At 58.1% G+C, this 18,490-nt stretch carries 14 protein-coding genes; 8 read left to right on the top strand and 6 right to left on the bottom strand.

The features are described from left to right. Nucleotides 1-48: 48 nt before the first annotated feature. From B1H58_RS18410 to B1H58_RS18375, 8 genes are all read left to right on the top strand, one after another. A complete protein-coding gene (locus tag B1H58_RS18410; protein ID WP_085071888.1) occupies nt 49-1,293 on the top strand; it encodes a nitrate- and nitrite sensing domain-containing protein in 1,245 nt (414 codons plus the stop codon). Between the two features lie 240 nt (nt 1,294-1,533). After that, the gene (locus tag B1H58_RS18405; protein ID WP_085071887.1) at nt 1,534-2,799 is read left to right on the top strand and encodes a CmpA/NrtA family ABC transporter substrate-binding protein; all 1,266 of its coding nucleotides are present in this window, start codon (nt 1,534-1,536) and stop codon (nt 2,797-2,799) included. After that, on the top strand, nt 2,796-3,671 hold the full coding sequence (ntrB, locus tag B1H58_RS18400; RefSeq protein ID WP_085071886.1) for a nitrate ABC transporter permease: 876 nt from the start codon (nt 2,796-2,798) through the stop codon (nt 3,669-3,671). The genes B1H58_RS18405 and ntrB overlap by 4 nt, the downstream gene beginning before the upstream one ends. A gap of 11 nt (nt 3,672-3,682) precedes the next feature. Continuing rightward, nucleotides 3,683-4,471: an ABC transporter ATP-binding protein gene (locus B1H58_RS18395; protein ID WP_085071885.1), complete on the top strand. Its 789-nt coding sequence runs from the start codon at nt 3,683-3,685 to the stop codon at nt 4,469-4,471. Nucleotides 4,472-4,481: 10 nt separating this feature from the next. Further along, nucleotides 4,482-8,570 carry a nitrite reductase large subunit NirB gene (nirB, locus tag B1H58_RS18390; RefSeq protein WP_085071884.1) on the top strand — a complete coding sequence of 1,363 codons (4,089 nt, stop codon included), beginning with the start codon at nt 4,482-4,484 and terminating at the stop codon, nt 8,568-8,570. Next, a complete protein-coding gene (locus B1H58_RS18385) occupies nt 8,567-11,209 on the top strand; it encodes a nitrate reductase (protein WP_085071883.1) in 2,643 nt (880 codons plus the stop codon). The genes nirB and B1H58_RS18385 overlap by 4 nt, the downstream gene beginning before the upstream one ends. Continuing rightward, complete coding sequence (cobA, locus tag B1H58_RS18380) at nt 11,206-12,033, top strand: uroporphyrinogen-III C-methyltransferase (RefSeq protein ID WP_085071882.1); 828 nt, start codon at nt 11,206-11,208, stop codon at nt 12,031-12,033. Before B1H58_RS18385 ends, cobA begins: the two co-directional genes overlap by 4 nt. A 148-nt stretch (nt 12,034-12,181) precedes the next feature. Further along, nucleotides 12,182-13,618 carry a YchO/YchP family invasin gene (locus B1H58_RS18375; protein ID WP_085071881.1) on the top strand — a complete coding sequence of 479 codons (1,437 nt, stop codon included), beginning with the start codon at nt 12,182-12,184 and terminating at the stop codon, nt 13,616-13,618. Nucleotides 13,619-13,730: 112 nt separating this feature from the next. On the opposite strand, the gene B1H58_RS18370 is transcribed toward B1H58_RS18375, so the two are convergent. From B1H58_RS18370 to B1H58_RS18350, 6 genes are all read right to left on the bottom strand, one after another. After that, on the bottom strand, nt 13,731-14,213 hold the full coding sequence (locus B1H58_RS18370) for a YrhA family protein (protein WP_085071880.1): 483 nt from the start codon (nt 14,211-14,213) through the stop codon (nt 13,731-13,733). Between the two features lie 11 nt (nt 14,214-14,224). After that, nucleotides 14,225-15,064: an HNH endonuclease signature motif containing protein gene (locus B1H58_RS18365; RefSeq protein WP_237172429.1), complete on the bottom strand. Its 840-nt coding sequence runs from the start codon at nt 15,062-15,064 to the stop codon at nt 14,225-14,227. Next, complete coding sequence (locus tag B1H58_RS21375; RefSeq protein ID WP_472462601.1) at nt 15,009-15,239, bottom strand: DUF8093 domain-containing protein; 231 nt, start codon at nt 15,237-15,239, stop codon at nt 15,009-15,011. Before B1H58_RS21375 ends, B1H58_RS18365 begins: the two co-directional genes overlap by 56 nt. Before the next feature lie 172 nt (nt 15,240-15,411). Continuing rightward, nucleotides 15,412-15,570, bottom strand: a complete 159-nt coding sequence (locus B1H58_RS18360; RefSeq protein ID WP_418304131.1) for a DUF2474 domain-containing protein — start codon at nt 15,568-15,570, stop codon at nt 15,412-15,414. A gap of 12 nt (nt 15,571-15,582) precedes the next feature. Then, a complete protein-coding gene (cydB, locus tag B1H58_RS18355) occupies nt 15,583-16,593 on the bottom strand; it encodes a cytochrome d ubiquinol oxidase subunit II (protein WP_085071879.1) in 1,011 nt (336 codons plus the stop codon). Further along, on the bottom strand, nt 16,593-18,029 hold the full coding sequence (locus tag B1H58_RS18350) for a cytochrome ubiquinol oxidase subunit I (RefSeq protein WP_085071878.1): 1,437 nt from the start codon (nt 18,027-18,029) through the stop codon (nt 16,593-16,595). The genes cydB and B1H58_RS18350 overlap by 1 nt, the downstream gene beginning before the upstream one ends. Nucleotides 18,030-18,490 lie beyond the last annotated feature (461 nt).

Raw genomic sequence — 18,490 nt, 5'->3', positions numbered from 1 at the left:
GTACTTTGCTTGATCCTGAGCGGGATAAGGTTAACGGGGCGGTTGATAATGCAAAACACCACCGATTATGCCTGGCGTTACTGGTCAGCGTCACGGGAAAGCGAGCGGTTAGCGTTACAGGAACTGTTAAATAGCGAGGCGCTGCTCGATGCGATTAGCGCTTTAATTCACGCTCTCCAGCGTGAACGCGGCATCTCCACGCTCTGGCTCTGCCGCGACAGCGATTTAACGTTGCCGCAGCTCATCACGCGGCAAGATGAAGTTGATAAGGCGCTGAGCGGCATGCTGACGCAGTTGCCGGAGCCGGAAAAGCGGGCCGCTGCCAGCGGTTTTTACGGGCGCGTGGCGCTGACGCTACAGGCGTTAAGCGGGCTGACGGCGCTGCGTGAGGAGGTGCTGTGCCATAAGCTGCCCCATACCGCTGCGATACAGCAGTACAGCGAACTGATACGGCATCTGCTGCATCTGATATTCGAGGCGGCGGATAACGCCAGCCACAGCATGTCACGAGCGTTGCTGGCGCTGTTCAGCTTTATGCAGGGCAAAGAGCTGGCCGGGCAGGAGCGGGCAATCGGCGCGGCGGGCTTTGCCGCCGGCGCGTTCAGTAAAGCGGATCGTCAGCAGTTGGTCACGCTGCTGGAGAGTCAGGATCGCAGCTTCAGTACTTTTTGCCAGTTTGCCGACGAGCAGAGCCTGCAGGCCTGGCACGCCATCGCTGAAGCGGGACAGGAAACAGAAAAGCTGCGGCGCATCGCCTGTAGCGGGATGAGCACGCGCGGTACTGATGCGCAGCGCTGGTTTCAGCTGCTCAGTGAGCGGCTGGATGGCATGAAGCAGACAGAACAGCTGCTCCGGCAGCAGGTAATGCGCATTTGTCGTGATGGCATTGCTCAGCTGGAAACGGCAAATGCCGCAACGCTGTCGGAAGCATGCCGGCAGCCGTCAGGCTACAGCCTGTATGTCACTAACACCCCCTGGCTGGAGGAGGGTGGCATGCTGGACTCAGCGGGGATTGCGCCCCAGCTGGGACGTTCGCTGCTGGCGCTGATAGAGAATCAGGCTCAGCGCCTGCAGGCGCAAGAGGATGAGCTGGCGGCGATGCACGCCACGCTGACGGAGCGTAAGCAGATCGACCGGGCCAAAGCGCTGTTAATGCAGCATTACCAGTGCGATGAGCAACAGGCATGGCATACGCTGCGCAAAATGGCGATGGATCAAAATAAGCGGGTCGGTGAAGTTGCGCGGGCGATGATAGAAGTTGCTGCCGTCTTCTCGCTACCTCATACCAGGTAGCTGCACAATCAGCGTGCGTAAAATGTCACACCAGAGTGCGCCGCCGGGCGTTCAGCCTCCTGAAGCCGCCTGCGGAGCGCATTTCAAAGCTGGCATGCCGCTTGCAGTAACGTAAGACAACGTGTGCATTTGTTTCACCAACGGCGGTGAAACGAGTGCTTTGGATAAAGGCGTCCGCTCGCAGGCTTTCACTCCCTGCGACGGACGCCTTTTTTTATCTCTTTTATCAGGATGCACAGAATGAGCAACGCGCGTTTTATGTCGTCACGTCGTCGTTTTCTCGTTGGCAGCGCGCTGGCGGCGGGCAGCGCCCTGGTGCCGGGATTAAGCAGCGCGGTCTGGGCTGCCGGTTCTGACGCGCCGGAAAAGCCGCTGGTGCGCGTGGGCTTTATCCCCCTTACCGACTGCGCCCCGGTGATTATGGCGGCGCTGAAAGGGTTCGATAAAAAGCATGGCATCAACCTGCAGCCGTCGAAAGAGGCGAGCTGGGCGGCGGTGCGCGACAAACTCGCCTCCGGCGAACTGGATGCCGCTCACGCGTTGTACAGCATGATCTATGGACTGCATCTCGGCATTGCCGGTAAGCAACAGGCGATGGCGAATTTGATGACGCTGAACAACAACGGCCAGGCGATCACGCTCTCCAGCCAGCTAAGGGAACAGGGCGTCCATGACGGCAACAGCCTGCAAAAGCGGGTCGCCGCCAGCGAGCCGGGCACCTATCGCTTCGCGCATACCTTTCCCACCGGCACTCATGCCATGTGGCTTTACTACTGGCTGGCCAGCGTGGGGATCGACCCCTTCCGCGATCTGCGTCTGCTGGTGGTGCCGCCGCCACAGATGGTGATGAATATGAAAATTGGCAATATGAGCGGCTTCTGCGTGGGCGAGCCGTGGAACCAGCGCGCCATCAGCGAGCAGGTCGGCTATACCGCCGTCACCAGCCAGCAGGTTTGGCCGGATCATCCGGAAAAAATCCTCGCCACGCGCGCACAGTGGGTACAGGACAACCCCAACACCGCCCGTGCCCTGACCGCAGCGGTGCTCGAGGCTGCCCGCTGGATTGATGCCTCTGAGGATAACCGGCGTGAAACCGCACGGGCGATAGCCGGGCGCGCCTGTCTCAATACCCGGGCGGAGAGCATTACCGGACGAATGCTGGGTGAATATCAGGATGGTCTGGGCCGCCGCTGGCAGGACGCGCACGGCATGCAGTTTTTCCGCGACGGTGAAGTGAGTTTCCCCTGGCTGTCGGATGGCATGTGGTTTTTAACCCAGCTACAGCGCTGGGGCCTGCTGAAGCAGCAGCCCGATTACCAGGCGGTAGCACGCGCCATCAACCGCACCGACATTTATCGCCAGGCTGCCAGCGCGGTGGGCAATATTTCGGTGCCGCAGAGTGAGATGCGCCGCAGCACGCTGATCGACGGCAACGTTTGGGATGGCAGCAATCCTGCCGCCTGGGCCAATGATTTCGCCATTAAACGCCGGGGAGAACCTGCATGAAGAACGAAGCTCAGATTGTACCATCCGCAGACACCGCGCCTGCGGTAGCGGAAGTGATCGTTTTGCCGCCCGCATCGCCGCGTCCCCGGCGACGTCGCTGGTCGCTTAATGCGCTGCTGAAGCGGCTGATCCCGCTGTGTTGCGGCCTGCTGCTGATGCTCGGCATCTGGCAGACTGCGGCGCTGAACAGCAACGGCTTTCCCACGCCGCTGGCTACCGGGCAGGCGGCGCTAACGCTGTTTGCCCATCCTTTTTATAACGGTGGCCCTAACGATCAGGGGATCGGCTGGAACGTTATCGCCTCTCTGACGCGTGTTGCGGTGGGCTTTGGGCTGGCGGCACTGGTGGGGATCCCGGCAGGTTTTCTGATTGGGCGCTTTCGCTTTCTGGCGCAGATGTTTAATCCGCTGATTGCGCTGCTGCGCCCGGTCAGCCCGCTGGCCTGGCTACCGATTGGTCTGCTGCTGTTTCAACGCGCCGAACCCGCCTCCAGCTGGACGATTTTTATCTGCTCCATCTGGCCAATGATCATCAATACCGCCGAAGGCGTACAACGCATCCCACAGGACTATCTCAACGTGGCGCGGGTACTGAAGCTCTCTGAATGGACCATTCTGCGCAAAATCCTGTTTCCGGCGGTACTGCCTGCGGTACTGACCGGGGTGCGCCTCTCAATTGGCATTGCCTGGCTGGTGATCGTCGCAGCAGAAATGCTGACCGGCGGCCTGGGCATCGGCTTCTGGATCTGGAACGAGTGGAACAACCTCAACGTAGAAAACATTCTGATCGCCATTTTTATTATCGGCGTGGTGGGCCTGCTGCTGGAGCAGGGACTCATGCTGCTGGCGCGTCGTTTTAGCTGGGAAAAATAGGGGAGTACGCCATGCAAAATATTATTCAGGTGCAGAGTGTCAGCCAGCGCTTTCATACTTCTGAGGGCGAATTTCTGGCGCTGGATAATGTCTCTTTTAACGTGCGCGCCGGAGAGACGCTGAGTCTGATCGGCCACTCTGGCTGCGGTAAATCAACCCTGCTTAACCTTATCGCCGGACTGACGCTGCCCAGCGATGGCGTACTGCTGTGTGATAACCGTGAGATCGCCGGCCCTGGTCCGGAGCGGGCGATGGTGTTTCAGAATCACTCGCTGCTGCCGTGGCTCACAGCGCAGGAAAATGTGGCGCTGGCGGTGGATCACCTCTTTCAGCACAGCATGAACCGGGCGGAGCGACGGGAGTGGATTGAGCATAACCTGGCGCGGGTGCAGATGAGTCATGCAGCCCATAAACGACCGGCGGAGCTGTCAGGCGGCATGAAACAGCGTGTTGGCATTGCCCGCGCGCTGGCGATGAAACCGCGCGTCCTGCTGATGGATGAGCCCTTTGGCGCGCTGGACGCCCTGACGCGCGCCCATTTGCAGGATAGCGTGATGCGTATTCAGCAGGAGCTGAACACCACTATTGTGCTGATAACCCATGATGTTGACGAGGCGGTGCTGTTGTCGGATCGGGTACTGATGATGACTAATGGCCCGGCGGCGACGCTGGGCGAAATCCTGACCATCGATCTGCCGCGTCCGCGTTCACGCGTGGCGCTGGCGGACGCGCCGCGCTATCACCAGCTGCGTCAGCAGATCCTGCATTTCCTGTATGAAAAACAGCGCCACGCGGCCTGAGGAGTCAGCAATGCCTGAACATCTGGTGGTTATCGGTAACGGCATGGCGGGAATGCGGATGGTGGAAACCTTGCTGCAGCTGGCACCCGAACGCTATCGCATCACGGTGATCGGCAGCGAGGCGCAGGGCAATTACAACCGTATCCAGCTTTCGCCGGTGCTGGGCGGTGAAAAAAGTTTTCAGGACACGCTTATCCACGCGCCGGAATGGTATCAGCAGCAGGGCATTCGCCTGCTGGCAGGAGAGAAGGTGCTGGCAGTGGATGTACAACAGCGCCAGCTGACCACGGAACGGCGCAGGCTGAACTGGGATCGGCTGGTATTTGCCACCGGCGCCGAGCCGCGTCTGCCCGCGATCCCCGGCATTGAACAGCCGCATGTCGGCGGCTTCCGCACCCTGCGTGATGTGGAACGAATGCTGGCGCTGGATGGGCCGGTGGTAGTGCTGGGCGGAGGACTGTTAGGGATAGAGGCAGCGGCGGCGCTGCGTCTGCGCGGTCGCGAAGTCACGCTGGTGCATCGTCATCGCTGGCTGCTGGATCGCCAGCTGGATGAAACCGCCGGCGGCCTGTTGGCAAAGGCGCTGACGCAGCGTGGCATCCGCTGCCGTCCTGGCGCAGGTATCAGGTGCATTCATAGTGACAGTGTCACTTTAACCAGTGGTGAAACGCTGCCTGCCTCTGATGTGGTTATTGCCATCGGTGTGCAGCCCGCGATCGCCGTAGCACGTAAAGCCGGGATCCCCTGCGCTCAGGGCATTCTGGTGGATCGCCAGCTGCGCAGTGCGCTTCCGGGCATCTGGGCGCTGGGCGAATGTTGTGAAATCAGCGGGGAAACGTTTGGCCTGCTGGCACCGTGCCTGGCGCAGGCAGAAGTTCTGGCGCATCAGCTGGCCGACATGCCCATTGCCGATTTTCACCCTCAGGCGCAGGGCACCCGATTAAAAGTCACCGGCATCGACATCTTTAGCGTTGGCGAGACCGGCAGCGCGCCCGGCAGCCGGTCGCTGACCGCCAGCGATCCGCTCAGCCAGCACTATCGGCGACTGGTACTGCGCGACGGCAAACTCACCGGCGCGATCCTTTATGGCGATACCTCAGCGGCAGCCTCGCTGCTGCAACATCTGCAACGCAGCGCTCCCGTTACTGAGGGCGCGCTGTTTGGCTTCACCTATCCTGACAGGCAGTCTGAGGCTGCGGAGAGTAAAGCGATGAACAAACCGGTTATGGTGGTAATAGGTCACGGCATGGTTGGCCACTATTTTCTTGAACAGTTGGTAAATAAGCAGCTGCATTTGCGCTATCAGCTGGTGGTTTATGGCGAAGAGCCGCACAGCGCTTACGATCGCGTACACCTTTCCGACTACTTCTCCGGGCGCGATGCGCAGGCGCTGTCGCTGGTCAGTGAAGATTTCTTTACCCGACATGATATCGAGTTACGTTGTCACGAAAAGGTCACCCATATCGATCGCCAGCGTCGCTGCGTACGTGACAGCAGCGGGCGCGAGATGGCCTGGGATCGGCTGGTGCTCGCCACCGGCTCTTACGCCTTCGTACCGCCGATTCCGGGCTTTGACGCGGACAACTGCTTTGTCTATCGCACCTTAACCGATCTGGATGCGATCGGGGCACGCGCTGCCAGTGCCCGTCGCGGCGTCGTGATCGGCGGCGGTCTGCTGGGGCTGGAAGCGGCCAACGCGCTGAAAACCCTGGGCCTGGAAACGCATGTGGTGGAGTTTGCCCCGCGTCTGATGGCGGTGCAGCTGGATGAAGGCGGCGCGCAGATGCTGCGGCGTAAAATCGAAGCGTTGGGCGTTACGGTGCATACCGCCACCGAAACGCGTGAAATTGAAACGCTGGCGGATGGCTCGCTGCGGCTGCATTTTGCCGATGGCGGTACGCTGCACAGCGATCTGGTGCTGTTTTCCGCCGGTATTCGCCCGCGTGATGAACTGGCACGCGAGGCGGGCCTCACGCTGGGACCGCGCGGGGGCATTGTGATCGACGACGGCTGTCGCACCAGCGATCCGGACATTGCGGCAATTGGCGAATGTGCGCTGTGGCAGGGGCAGATATTTGGCCTGGTTGCGCCAGGCTATCAGATGGCGCGTGTGCTGGCCAGCACTCTGGCAGATGAACCGGCCGCCTTCACCGGCGCGGATATGAGCACCAAACTAAAGCTATTGGGCGTGGACGTTGCCTCGCTGGGCGATGCGCATGGGCGCAGCGAAGGCAGTCAAAGCTACCACTGGACCAACGGCCCGCAGGAGATTTACAAGAAAATTGTGGTCTCTGCCGATGGCAAACGGCTGCTGGGGGCGGTGCTGGTAGGCGACAGCAGCGAATACAGCGAGCTGCAACAGATGATGCTGAATGCTATTCCGCTGCCGCCTCAGCCGGAAAGCCTGATCCTGCCGCGCACGTCCGGTGCGCCAACAAAAGCGTTGGGCGTAGCGGCGCTGCCGGAGAGCGCGCAAATTTGCTCCTGCCATAACGTCAGCAAAGGCGATATTTGCCATGCGGTCAGCAACGGTTGTGGAGACATGGCCTCATTGAAAAGCGTTACCAAAGCCGCCACCGGCTGCGGCGGCTGTAGTGCGCTGGTCAAACAGGTGATGGAGCATCAGCTGGCAGCACAGGGCGTTGAGGTCAGGAAAGATGTCTGTGAACATTTCGCCTGGTCGCGTCAGCAGCTTTATCACCTGGTGCGTGTGGGCCGGATCAAAACGTTCGAACAGCTGCTGACACAGCATGGCCGTGGTCACGGCTGTGAAATCTGCAAGCCGCTGGCCGCCTCGATTTTCGCTTCATGCTGGAACGATTATCTGCTGAAACCGCAGCACTTGCCGCTTCAGGAGACCAACGATCGTTACTTCGCTAATATACAGAAAGATGGCAGCTACTCGGTGGTGCCGCGTATTCCCGGCGGCGAGATTACGCCGCAGGGGCTGATTGCCATCGGTCAGGTTGCTGAGCGCTTTAATCTCTACAGTAAAATCACCGGCGGTCAGCGCATCGATCTGTTTGGCGCGGCGCTGGATCAGCTGCCCGCCATCTGGCAGGCGCTGCTTGATGCCGGATTTGAAACCGGCCACGCCTATGGAAAGTCGCTGCGAACGGTTAAATCGTGCGTCGGCAGCAGCTGGTGCCGCTATGGCGTGCAGGATTCTACCGGCTTTGCCATCCAGCTGGAGAATCGCTACAAGGGGCTGCGCGCGCCGCATAAAATCAAAATGGCGGTGTCCGGCTGTACCCGAGAATGCGCCGAGGCGCAGAGCAAGGATATTGGCGTGATCGCCACGGAAAATGGCTGGAATTTGTACGTTTGCGGCAACGGTGGCATGAAGCCGCGCCATGCCGATCTCTTCGCCAGCGATCTGGATGAGCAGACCTTAATCCGCTATGTCGATCGCCTGCTGATGTTCTATATCCGCACCGCCGATCGCCTGCAGCGCACCAGCGTCTGGATGGATAACCTGGAGGGCGGGCTGGAATACCTGCGTGAAGTGGTGATCCACGACAGCCTGGGGATTGGCGCGGAGCTGGAGCAGGAGATGCAGCAGGTTGTCGACAGCTGGCAGTGCGAATGGCGTACCACGCTGGCGTCGCCGGATCGGCTGCGGCTGTTCCGCGCCACGCTGAACAGCGATGAGCCGGATGAAACGCTACAGTGGCAGCGGGAGCGCGGCCAAATCCGCCCGGCAACCGCGCCGCAGACCGGGACGTTGCCGTTGCCACAGGAGCCCTGGAGCGATATCTGCACGCTGGAGGCGATTCCGCCGCAGGCGGGCATCGGCGCGCGGCTGGGCGGTCAGCGTATTGCGCTGTTCCGTTTTGACGATGTGATTTATGCGCTGGATGATAATGAACCCGGCACCAACGCCAGCGTAATGTCGCGTGGCATTTTGGGCGATGCTGCCGGTGAGCCGATAGTGATCTCACCGCTTTATAAACAGCGTTTTCGCCTGCGTGACGGCATCGCGCTTGATGGCGCAGATTTGCAACTGCGCTGCTGGCCGGTACGTATTGTGTCCGGACGGGTGCTGGTCGGCAGTGAGCCGCTGGCAGTGGGCAGGCTGAGCGTGGCGGAGGCATCATGAAAACCACCTGTCCCTACTGCGGCGTCGGCTGCGGCGTAGAGATCAGGGCGGACGCGCAGGGCTGGCATGTCAGCGGAGACCTGCAGCATCCGGCCAGTGCGGGTCGTCTGTGCGTGAAGGGCGCGGCGCTGGCCGAAACGCTTATCCCGGCGGGCCGCCTGCTGTGGCCGCTGGTGGACGGGCGGCGCGTCTCCTGGCAGAGCGCGCTGGATAGCGTAGCCGAACGGTTACAGAAGATTATTCAGCAGCATGGTCCCGACGCCGTGGCGTTTTACGCTTCCGGCCAGCTGCTGACCGAGGATTACTACGTTGCCAATAAACTGATGAAAGGGTTTATCGGCAGCGGCAATATCGACACCAACTCGCGTCTCTGTATGGCTTCGGCGGTAACCGGCTACAAGCGTGCGCTGGGGGCCGATGCGGTTCCCTGCTGCTATGAAGATTTCGCTCACGCTGAGGTTATCGTCCTGGCTGGCTCCAATGCGGCCTGGACACACCCCGTGGCATATCAGCGGCTGGTGCAGGCGAAGCAGCAGAATCCGGCGCTGCGCGTGGTGGTTATCGATCCGCGCCGCAGCGCCAGCTGCGATCTGGCCGATCTCCATCTGCCGCTCGCGCCGGGCAGTGACGGCGCGCTGTTTAACGGGCTGCTACACTGGCTGGCGCAGGGCGGCTACGGTGACAGCGCTATGCAGCCGCACCTGGCTCAGGTGCCGGAAACCCTGGCGGCCGCAGCCGGGTGGACATCTGAACGTGTGGCCCAAACCTGTCAGTTACCGCAGCAGGATATCCAGGCATTTTATCGCCTGTTTGCAGCGCATCAACGGGTATTAACGCTGTGGTGCATGGGCATTAATCAGTCTTCCAGCGGCAGCGACAAGTGCAATGCGATTCTGAATGCGCACCTGTTTAGCGGCAAGATCGGCCAGCCTGGCAGCGGGCCTTTTTCTCTGACCGGCCAGCCCAACGCCATGGGCGGACGCGAAGTTGGCGGGCTGGCAAATCAGCTGGCGGCGCAAATGGACTTCACTCCGGAAAACAGCGATCGACTAAAACGCTTCTGGCAGAGCGATCGGGTTGCGACGCAGCCAGGCCTGAAGGCGGTGGATCTGTTTCAGGCGATTGGGCGTGGCGAGGTGAAGGCAGTCTGGATTATGGGTACCAATCCGGCGGTCTCGCTGCCGGACGGCAACGCCGTGGCGCAAGCGTTGCAGCGCTGTGAGCTGGTGATTGTCTCTGACGTTATGCGCGCCACCGATACCAGCGCCTTTGCCGATATTCTGCTGCCGGCCCAGGCCTGGGGTGAGAAAAATGGCACGGTGACCAACTCCGAACGCTGCATTTCACGTCAGCGCGCCTTTATACCGCCGCAGGGCGAAGCGCGCCCTGACTGGTGGATGCTGGCGCAGGTCGCGCAGCGACTGGGATACGGCGCAGCATTTAGCTGGCAGCACCCGGCGGAAATATTTCGTGAACATGCCGCACTTTCCGGCTTTGAAAACCACGGACGGCGCGCCTTTGATATCAGCGGACTGGCGCAGCTCAGCAACAATGAATGGGATGATCTGCAGCCGCTGCAGTGGCCGGTCAACGGTGACTATCCGCAGGGGTGCGCCCGGCTGTTCACTACACCCCGTTTTTATCATCCCGACGGCAAGGCGCGCCTGCTGCCGGTAACGCCTGCCGGACCGCGCGTTGCCGTAAGCCGCAGCTGGCCGTTAATGATGAACACTGGCCGTATTCGCGACCAGTGGCACACCATGACGCGCACCGGCCTGGTGCCGCGTCTGCTGCAACATTATTCCGAACCCTTTGTGGCACTGCATCCTGATGATGCGCTGCGCTATGGCATCTGGCCCGATGCGCTGGTGCGTATTCAGTCGCGGCATGGCTGGATGCTGACGCGCGCTATCCTGACGGAAGATCAAACGCCGGGCACGCTGTTTGTGCCGATGCACTGGAATCAACAGTATTGCGCTGAGGGCAATGTGGATCGGCTGGTCGCGCCCTGGCGCTGCGAACACTCCGGTCAGCCGGAGAGCAAACAGACCCCGGTGCGCATTCAGCCCTGGCGGAGTGACTGGCAGGGTACGCTGTTTCTACGTGACAACGTCACGCCAGCAGCCGTTAACTGGTGGTGCCGCATACCGGTAGCGGACGGAATCGCCCGCTTTTCACTGGCGCACCAGGGCGACCCACGCCGCTGGCTGCAGACAATGTTAAAGCCGGAATGGACGCTACAGCAGGCGGGCGATGAACAGGCTTTTTATCACCTGATTGCCTGGGAGCGGGGCGAGATACAGCTCGCCTTTTATGCCGCTGCGCGCCGTCCGGTAACTGATGATGCCCTGATTGCCGCCGCTTTTCAGCAGCCGCCCGCTTCGTCAGAGTCACGCTTTGCGCTGCTGGCGGGGCGCGCCGTGCTGGGAGAAGCGCGTGGCAAAACCATCTGCAGCTGCTTTGGCGTTGGCGAACAGCAGATTACCGCTGCGATCCGCCAGGGCGCGTTAAGCTGTGCGGCGCTGGGGCAGCAGCTGAAGTGTGGCACCAACTGTGGCTCCTGCCTGCCGGAGCTGAAAAAACTTATTGAACAACATGCCCCTCAGCAGGCTGAGGCGGTAAGCGGGAGGTCAGAATGACACAGCGGTTACCTGCACTGAACAGGCTTTTAAGCGGCGGCGTTAATCAGCCGCAGGGCAGCGTCTGGCTGGTAGGCGCAGGTCCGGGCGATGCTGAGCTACTGACGCTGAAGGCGCTGCGGTTGCTCGGCGAGGCGGACGTGGTGGTTTACGATCGGCTGGTCAGCGAAGAGGTGCTGGCACTGATCCCCACCGACACGCTGGCGCTTGACGTCGGTAAAACGCCAGGTTTTCACGGCATGAAACAGCATCAGATTAGCCAGCTGCTGGTGGATTTAGCCCACAGCGGACGCAAGGTAGTGAGGCTGAAGGGTGGCGATCCCTTTATTTTTGGCCGTGGCGGGGAGGAGATGCAGCAGCTGCAGGCGGCGGGCATCGCCTGTGATATTGTGCCGGGCATCACGGCTGCGACCGGCTGTGCCGCCGCCTGCGGCATTCCGCTGACGCACCGGGACATGGCGCAGTCGGTACGCTTTATTACCGGTCATGGCAAAGAAGGTAAGCCGCACCTTGCCTGGGAGAGCTTACAGGATGCCAGCCAGACGCTGGTGTTCTATATGGGACTTACCTGGAGCGCGGAACTCAGTAGCCAGCTGTGTCAGCACGGGCGCGCTGCTGACACCCCGGTTGCTGTGATTGAGCGCGGTACGCGGCATGACCAGCGTGTATTGATCACGACGCTGGCCCAGCTGCCGATGACCATCACGCACTATCAGCCGCTGTCGCCTTCGCTCATTATCGTGGGTGAGGTGGTCAGGCTCTATCGTGCCTCTCAGGCGGCGGAAGCAGCAACATGCGCAACAGTGGCTTCAGGGGAGGTATGACGGCATTCACGCTCATAACAGCGCGCTTTTTGGACTAATGACGCGTCGGGAAAATCATGATCCAGCTCACAATTATGCTAAGCTAAAGGCTTATTCACGCTGATTACGGCCACCCATGATGACAGCTTAAGTTAACCCCGACGCCGCTATGTTATTAATACATCGAGTTACTTTATCCACTTTTTTGCTGCTGTTGCCCGGCACGCTGTTACTGAGCCGCTATGCCTACGCTTTTCAGCCGGAAAGCAGGGTGCCCGACGCCCCCTTTAACGATCCTGCGCGCTTTAGCGCTGTAAAGGAGAGTCTTCCCAGCCTTGGCGGCGATGTATCGTCAGAAGATGCTTTTTCCACGCGCCTGGCGCAAATCGCCAAAAGCATTGGCGAAGCCAGTAATAACACCAGCGACGCGACCTTTGGGCAACAGGCAGGCGTCTGGGCGTTTAATCATTTGCGCGATGAGGTTACCGGGCGGCTGGTGGATGAAGGGCAGTCGCTGCTTTCTTCTTATGGCACAGCGCAGCTTTCGTTACAGGTGGATATGGAGGGTAACTTTAATGGCAGCGGCGGCCAGTTGCTCACTCCCTGGCAGGATAACTATCAATATTTAACCTTTTCACAGCTGGGCGTCACGCAAACTGATGATGGGCTGGTAGGCAGTGCCGGACTGGGGCAGCGCTGGGTAGCGCACAACTGGCTACTCGGCTATAACGCGCTGGTGGATCGCCAACTCGATTCAGGGTTACAGCGTGCCTCGCTCGGTACCGAGGCCTGGAGCGATTTCCTGCGCCTCTCGGCAAATTACTATACGCCGCTTAGCGGCTGGCACAACAGCAGTGCTCTTCAACAAAACCGTATGGCGCGCGGCTACGATATTACGACCCAGGGCTATCTGCCGTTTTATCGCCAGCTGGGCGTTTCGGTAACCTGGGAGCAATATCTGGGGAATCAGGTGGATCTGTTTAATAACGGCAGCCTGGAGAAAAACCCGGTTGCGGTGAAAGTCGGGGTCAACTATACCCCGGTGCCGCTGTTGACCTTTACCGCCTCGCATAAAGAAGGTGAAAGCGGCCAGTCGCAGGATCAGCTGGGTATGCGTATCAACTATCGCCCCGGTGTAGCGCTGAGCAAGCAGCTCTCCGCCGATAACGTCGCCGAGGCACGATCGCTGCGCGGCAGCCGTTACGATTTGGTTGAGCGCAATACCACGCCGGTGCTGGAGTTTCGCCAGCGTAAAACGCTGTCGGTATTTTTGGCAACGCCGCCCTGGCAGCTGAGTTCAGGTGAAGCGCTGGCGCTAAAACTTCAGATTCGCGCCGCCAATGACATTACCGCCGTGAGCTGGCAGGGCGATACGCAGGCGCTGAGCCTGACGCCGCCGCCGGACAATCGCAGCCCGCACGGCTGGACAGTGATTATGCCCGCCTGGGACAACTCGCCCGGAGCCAGCAATCAGTATCGCTTGTCGGTAACGCTGGAAGACAGTAAGCAGCAGCGCGTGACCTCTAACTGGATCACGCTGCAGGTCACGCCGCCGATGACGCTACAGGCACCGCCAGCGGATCGTTTTGATGTTATGCAGCCCTGATTTTGCTGTTAGATTAGCGCCTGCCAGCAACAATCCCCGGCTGTCAGGCCGGGCATTTACTCCTGCCAGATAAAAAGCCGCCAATAGCTGGCGGCTTTTTCGGGCTAATTTATTATTCATGCTGGCGAATATCATCCAGCACCGCCTGCAGAAACTCTGCCAGCGTATCGCAGGAGATAAAAAGGTTCTGGTATTGCTGTTGGTCGCGTGATTCCCACTTATTGCTTCTTATGTCATACGTATAGGTATCCAGCGAAGAACCACCAATTTCAATACAATAAAAATCCTCCGCAATCATGGTGTCTGGGGCTTCACATGCGATTTTTGTCAGGAAGCCGTTGAAGGTAAAGAGGTCATTTTCATAATTGAAGTGGTTTTCGATACCGTAAATTCTGCAGCCATCGATATTGATGCCGTCCATATGTTCAACGAAATTTTTATATTGTTCCCAAAACAGGCGCGGCGCCTTACCAATCTTACGCCCAAAATTATAGTCATAGAGATCGTCCGGGAAAACGATTGCCGGGGCCAGCCTTTCATCATTTTCCATGACAAGCTGCTTTAACTGGTTAATTAGATTATTGCTGATAACCATATTATTTACCTTCAGGGATAAACTACGCCAACAGGAATTACCCATAACACCTCTTTTATCTCGTCTGACTTCATCTGACGAGTAATGCTTTTCTGCGCCGCATTGAAAATGTAATGTTCATAATCACGCCGAATAAGCACAAGGTTACTAAAATCATTGTTACCGCTATCATCCAGAGGAAACTTATGATGTATCTCCCACTGTTCGCCAGGGCGTATCCCCTTTGCCATTTTTGCCAGCTCATGCTGATTAAAGCGTTTTTTCGCTTCCGGATGCTCAGCCAGCATTTTATAAAATTTGGGTTTTACGCGTTGAAAGCTCTGACGTAATATTGCCAGTTCTGCCCGATCCCGCCGCACGTAGTTCATTTTTATCACTTCGATATTATGCAGCAGTTTAGCTTCTCCTCTGGTTTTCCCCAGATAATGCTTTAGCTCGTGCAGGCTGCCAACAGCGGGACGGCCCGTAACAGAAGCTTTGCCCGCTATCAGCACCGATGAGAGCGCCACCAGGGTGCCCGCCGTCTGTTCATTCAGGATCTGTTCAAAACCTTTTGCGGCGTCGCCGCCCAGCCTGCGCGCGGTCTCGGCGAACATTTCCGGGTTCTGGTGGTAAATGCCGCCAGCGGCCAGCAGGCGGCCCGCCATTTTACTGTTGATGGTGCCGAGTGAGGGAGGCTGCTTTTCTTTGCTCAGTGGAGCAGACAGAACAGTGGGGGGCGGTTTGCCGCCTCTGCGGCGATCGTCACGGCGGGCTACGGCATTTTTATATGCGCGGATAATTCGCTGCGCCCCGTCAAACCCGCTCCCGTGGCCCATGCGGTGGAGTTGTGTGGCTATAACCGTAAACATTACGTTTTTGCATGTTGATAAGTCGGAAGTCCAGCGGCCGACGGTCATCAAAAACGTATTCGCTGACGATGCGGGACCAGGCTAAAAAGGGGCTGATAATTTCTTCGTATCTTTCAGGGGCAAGATTATCATGCTGCAGGTAATAAAGATCCGTTCCGGGCAGGCTAAAACTCATGATGGTTGGCCCCAGGTTGGGAAGCAGTTTCCCACTTTGCTGAAAGGCTAACAAAAGGCCATTGATGTTTTTTTAAACCATAAAGGCGTAAAAGAAAATAACCAGGAAGGCAGAGGGGGGAAGATAAACGCCGCCTTCAGTGAAGGCGGCGTTTATTAATCTGTAGCGAGGACTAATGGGTTCTCAATCCGGCGGCGGACATCAGCACGCGGAACAGACTGGCCACCACAAACAGCGCCAGCACGCTGCCGCCCCAGATAATCACCATCCACAGCAACCGCCGCCATAGCGGCTGCTTCGTGGTTTTCCCGGTCATGCGTTGAATTGCCATCGCATACTCCTGTTAATGGTAGCCATGATTCGGGTCGATCTTGCCGCGGAACACATAATAGCTCCAGAAGGTATACACCAGAATCAGCGGGATAATAAACAGCGCGCCAACCAGCATAAAACCCTGGCTCTCCGGCGGCGCAGAGGCCGCGCGGAACGTAATATCCGGCGGGATCAGATTTGGCCAGATACTGATCCCCAGCCCGCTAAAGCCCAGGAACACCAGCACCAGTGTCAGAATAAAAGGTGCATAATGCGCATCCGGCAGCCAGGCGTTACGCCACAGCGCCCATGATACCAACAACACCAAAACCGGCACCGGCAGGAAGAAAAACAGATTCGGCGTGGTAAACCAGCGGTCAGCAATCGACTGATGCGTCAGCGGCGTCCAGATGCTGACAATCGCCATTACCACCAAAAGCGCCAGCAGCAGCGGACGTGCCAGCTTACGCATGGTTTGCAGCAGATGACCTTCCGTCTTGATAATCAGCCAGCTGGCACCCAGCAGCGCATAGGCCACCACCAGACCCAGCCCACAGAACAGACTGAACGGGGTAATCCAGTCGAACACGCTGCCGCTCCATTCTCGTCCCTGCACCGGAAAACCGTTGAGGAACGCCCCCAGCACCACGCCCTGCGCAAACGTCGCGATAAAAGAACCGGCGATAAAGGACTTATCCCAGAAGCCGCGATGCGACACCGTGGCCTTAAAGCGGAACTCAAAGGCGACGCCACGAAAAATCAGCCCGATCAGCATAATCGTCAGCGGCACCGCCAGCGCATCCAGAATCACCGAATAGGCCAGCGGGAAAGCGCCGAACAGCCCGGCACCTCCCATCACCAGCCAGGTCTCGTTGCCGTCCCAGACCGGCGCAACGGTATTCATCATCACGTCGCGGTCTTTAGTCTCGCGCACCATCGGATAGAGCAAACCGATGCCAAGGTCAAAGCCATCCATCACCACGTACATCAGAATGCTAAACACAATGATAATGAACCAGATCAGCGGAAGATCGATACCCATTATTTAATTCCTCCCAGTTCATCTTTCTTAGGCTCATCCAGCGACTCATCGGCGGCAGAGAGCGGACGGGCTGGCGTACGGGGCGTGCCCGGACCACCTTGCGGCGCATGATCGACAAACGGCTGCGGCCCGCGCGCGACCAGCTTCAGCAGATAAACCAGACCCACGCCAAACACCGAGGCGTAAACCAGAATAAAGGCCAACAGACTTATCGACATATGCAGCGTGCCGTGATTAGAAACCGCATCGCGGGTACGCATCAGCCCGTACACGACCCACGGCTGACGGCCAATTTCAGTGGTAAACCAGCCGGCCAGAATCGCCAGCAGACCGGATGGGCCCATCAGCAGCACAAAACGGTGGAACAGACGCTGATCGTACAGCCGCTTACGCAGGCGCAGCACCAGGCTCCAGACGCCTGCCAGAATCATCAACAGGCCCAGCGCCACCATAATGCGGAACGACCAGAAAATAATGGTGGAGTTAGGACGATCTTCCGGCGGGAAGCTTTTCAGCGCCGGGATCTGTTTGGTCATACTGTGGGTCAGGATAATACTGCCCAGCACCGGTATCTCCACCGCATACTTTGTCTCTTCCGCCTCCATATCGGGCAGGCCAAACAGAATCAGCGGCGTCGGCTCGCCAGGGGTATTCTCCCAGTGGCCTTCAATCGCCGCGATTTTAGCTGGCTGATGCTCCAGCGTATTCAGGCCGTGCGCATCACCAATACCGGCCTGGATAGGTGCGACAATCAGCGCCATCCACATCGCCATTGAGAACATCCGTTTGACTGCCGGGCTCTTGTTACCGCGCAACAGATGCCACGCGCCCGATGCGCCGACAAAAAAGGCGGTCGAGAGGAAGGCGGCGGTTGCCATATGCAGCAGACGATAAGGGAAAGAGGGATTAAAAATCACCTTAAACCAGTCCGCCGGGATCAGCTGGCCGTTAAGCACCTCATAGCCCTGCGGCGTATGCATAAAACTGTTGGAGGCAAGGATCCAGAAGGTCGACATCAGCGTCCCCAGCGCCACCATACAGGTAGAGAAGAAATGCAGTCCCGGCCCCACGCGATTCCAGCCAAACATCATTACGCCAAGGAAGCCCGCTTCCAGGAAGAAGGCGGTCAGCACTTCATAGGTTAATAGCGGGCCGGTGATGCTGCCCGCATAGGCGGAGAACCCGCTCCAGTTGGTTCCGAACTGATAAGCCATGACCAGGCCGGAAACCACACCCATACCAAAATTCACTGCAAAAATTTTCAACCAGAAATGATACAGGTCGCGCCAGGTGTTATTGCGGGTTTTCAGCCATAACGCTTCCAGCACCATCAGAAAACTGGCAAGACCAATGGTAATTGCAGGAAAAATTATGTGAAAAGAGACCGTAAACGCAAATTGTATCCTTGCCAGTTCGAATGCGTCTAAACCGAACATAGCCACCTCGAGATGTTCATTATTAAGCTTCCAAAGAGAAAGTCCTTGCTGATAACACAACAAGTGTAGAAGAGGGTTTAGTGAACCACAGAAATGATAGCTATAACAGAAACAGAAAACAGAAAATAACCTATAACAGTCAGGACACGTCGTGCACTGTTTTGATGCGCTTCGCCTTTTTACTGTGCCTGTTTTGCCCTGTTTTAACAGCAAATGTTATTCAGGATCACAAAAGCAATATTTTATTTTATCGCTGCATAATTCCGCTGTTTGATCTGTCGTTTATGCCGCAGCCTCAGATATTTATTCACTATTTATGCATTTAATGTGAATAGCGTTAGCTTGTAAGTGATTGATTTACGGTTGTTCAACCTGTTTTATGCATTTTTAACGCTGGCTGGCACAAAGCATGCAATCTAGAGTAGAGCTGCAATGAATCATTTCATTAACATAATTTAAAC

This window comes from Pantoea alhagi (assembly GCF_002101395.1).
Lineage (GTDB): Bacteria > Pseudomonadota > Gammaproteobacteria > Enterobacterales > Enterobacteriaceae > Mixta > Mixta alhagi.
Note: the sequence above shows the minus strand (reverse complement) of the source record. Positions and strands in the feature narration are given on the sequence as shown.

Excerpts from the sequence above, each read along its gene's own strand:
- B1H58_RS18360 (WP_418304131.1), bottom strand. The coding sequence starts at position 15,570 with ATGGCAATTCAACGCATGACCGGGAAAACCACGAAGCAGCCGCTATGG.
- ntrB (WP_085071886.1), top strand. The coding sequence starts at position 2,796 with ATGAAGAACGAAGCTCAGATTGTACCATCCGCAGACACCGCGCCTGCG.
- B1H58_RS21375 (WP_472462601.1), bottom strand. The coding sequence starts at position 15,239 with ATGAGTTTTAGCCTGCCCGGAACGGATCTTTATTACCTGCAGCATGAT.
- cobA (WP_085071882.1), top strand. The coding sequence starts at position 11,206 with ATGACACAGCGGTTACCTGCACTGAACAGGCTTTTAAGCGGCGGCGTT.
- nirB (WP_085071884.1), top strand. The coding sequence starts at position 4,482 with ATGCCTGAACATCTGGTGGTTATCGGTAACGGCATGGCGGGAATGCGG.
- B1H58_RS18410 (WP_085071888.1), top strand. The coding sequence starts at position 49 with ATGCAAAACACCACCGATTATGCCTGGCGTTACTGGTCAGCGTCACGG.
- B1H58_RS18365 (WP_237172429.1), bottom strand. The coding sequence starts at position 15,064 with ATGTTTACGGTTATAGCCACACAACTCCACCGCATGGGCCACGGGAGC.
- B1H58_RS18370 (WP_085071880.1), bottom strand. The coding sequence starts at position 14,213 with ATGGTTATCAGCAATAATCTAATTAACCAGTTAAAGCAGCTTGTCATG.
- B1H58_RS18350 (WP_085071878.1), bottom strand. The coding sequence starts at position 18,029 with ATGTTCGGTTTAGACGCATTCGAACTGGCAAGGATACAATTTGCGTTT.
- B1H58_RS18385 (WP_085071883.1), top strand. The coding sequence starts at position 8,567 with ATGAAAACCACCTGTCCCTACTGCGGCGTCGGCTGCGGCGTAGAGATC.
- B1H58_RS18405 (WP_085071887.1), top strand. The coding sequence starts at position 1,534 with ATGAGCAACGCGCGTTTTATGTCGTCACGTCGTCGTTTTCTCGTTGGC.
- B1H58_RS18395 (WP_085071885.1), top strand. The coding sequence starts at position 3,683 with ATGCAAAATATTATTCAGGTGCAGAGTGTCAGCCAGCGCTTTCATACT.
- cydB (WP_085071879.1), bottom strand. The coding sequence starts at position 16,593 with ATGGGTATCGATCTTCCGCTGATCTGGTTCATTATCATTGTGTTTAGC.
- B1H58_RS18375 (WP_085071881.1), top strand. The coding sequence starts at position 12,182 with ATGTTATTAATACATCGAGTTACTTTATCCACTTTTTTGCTGCTGTTG.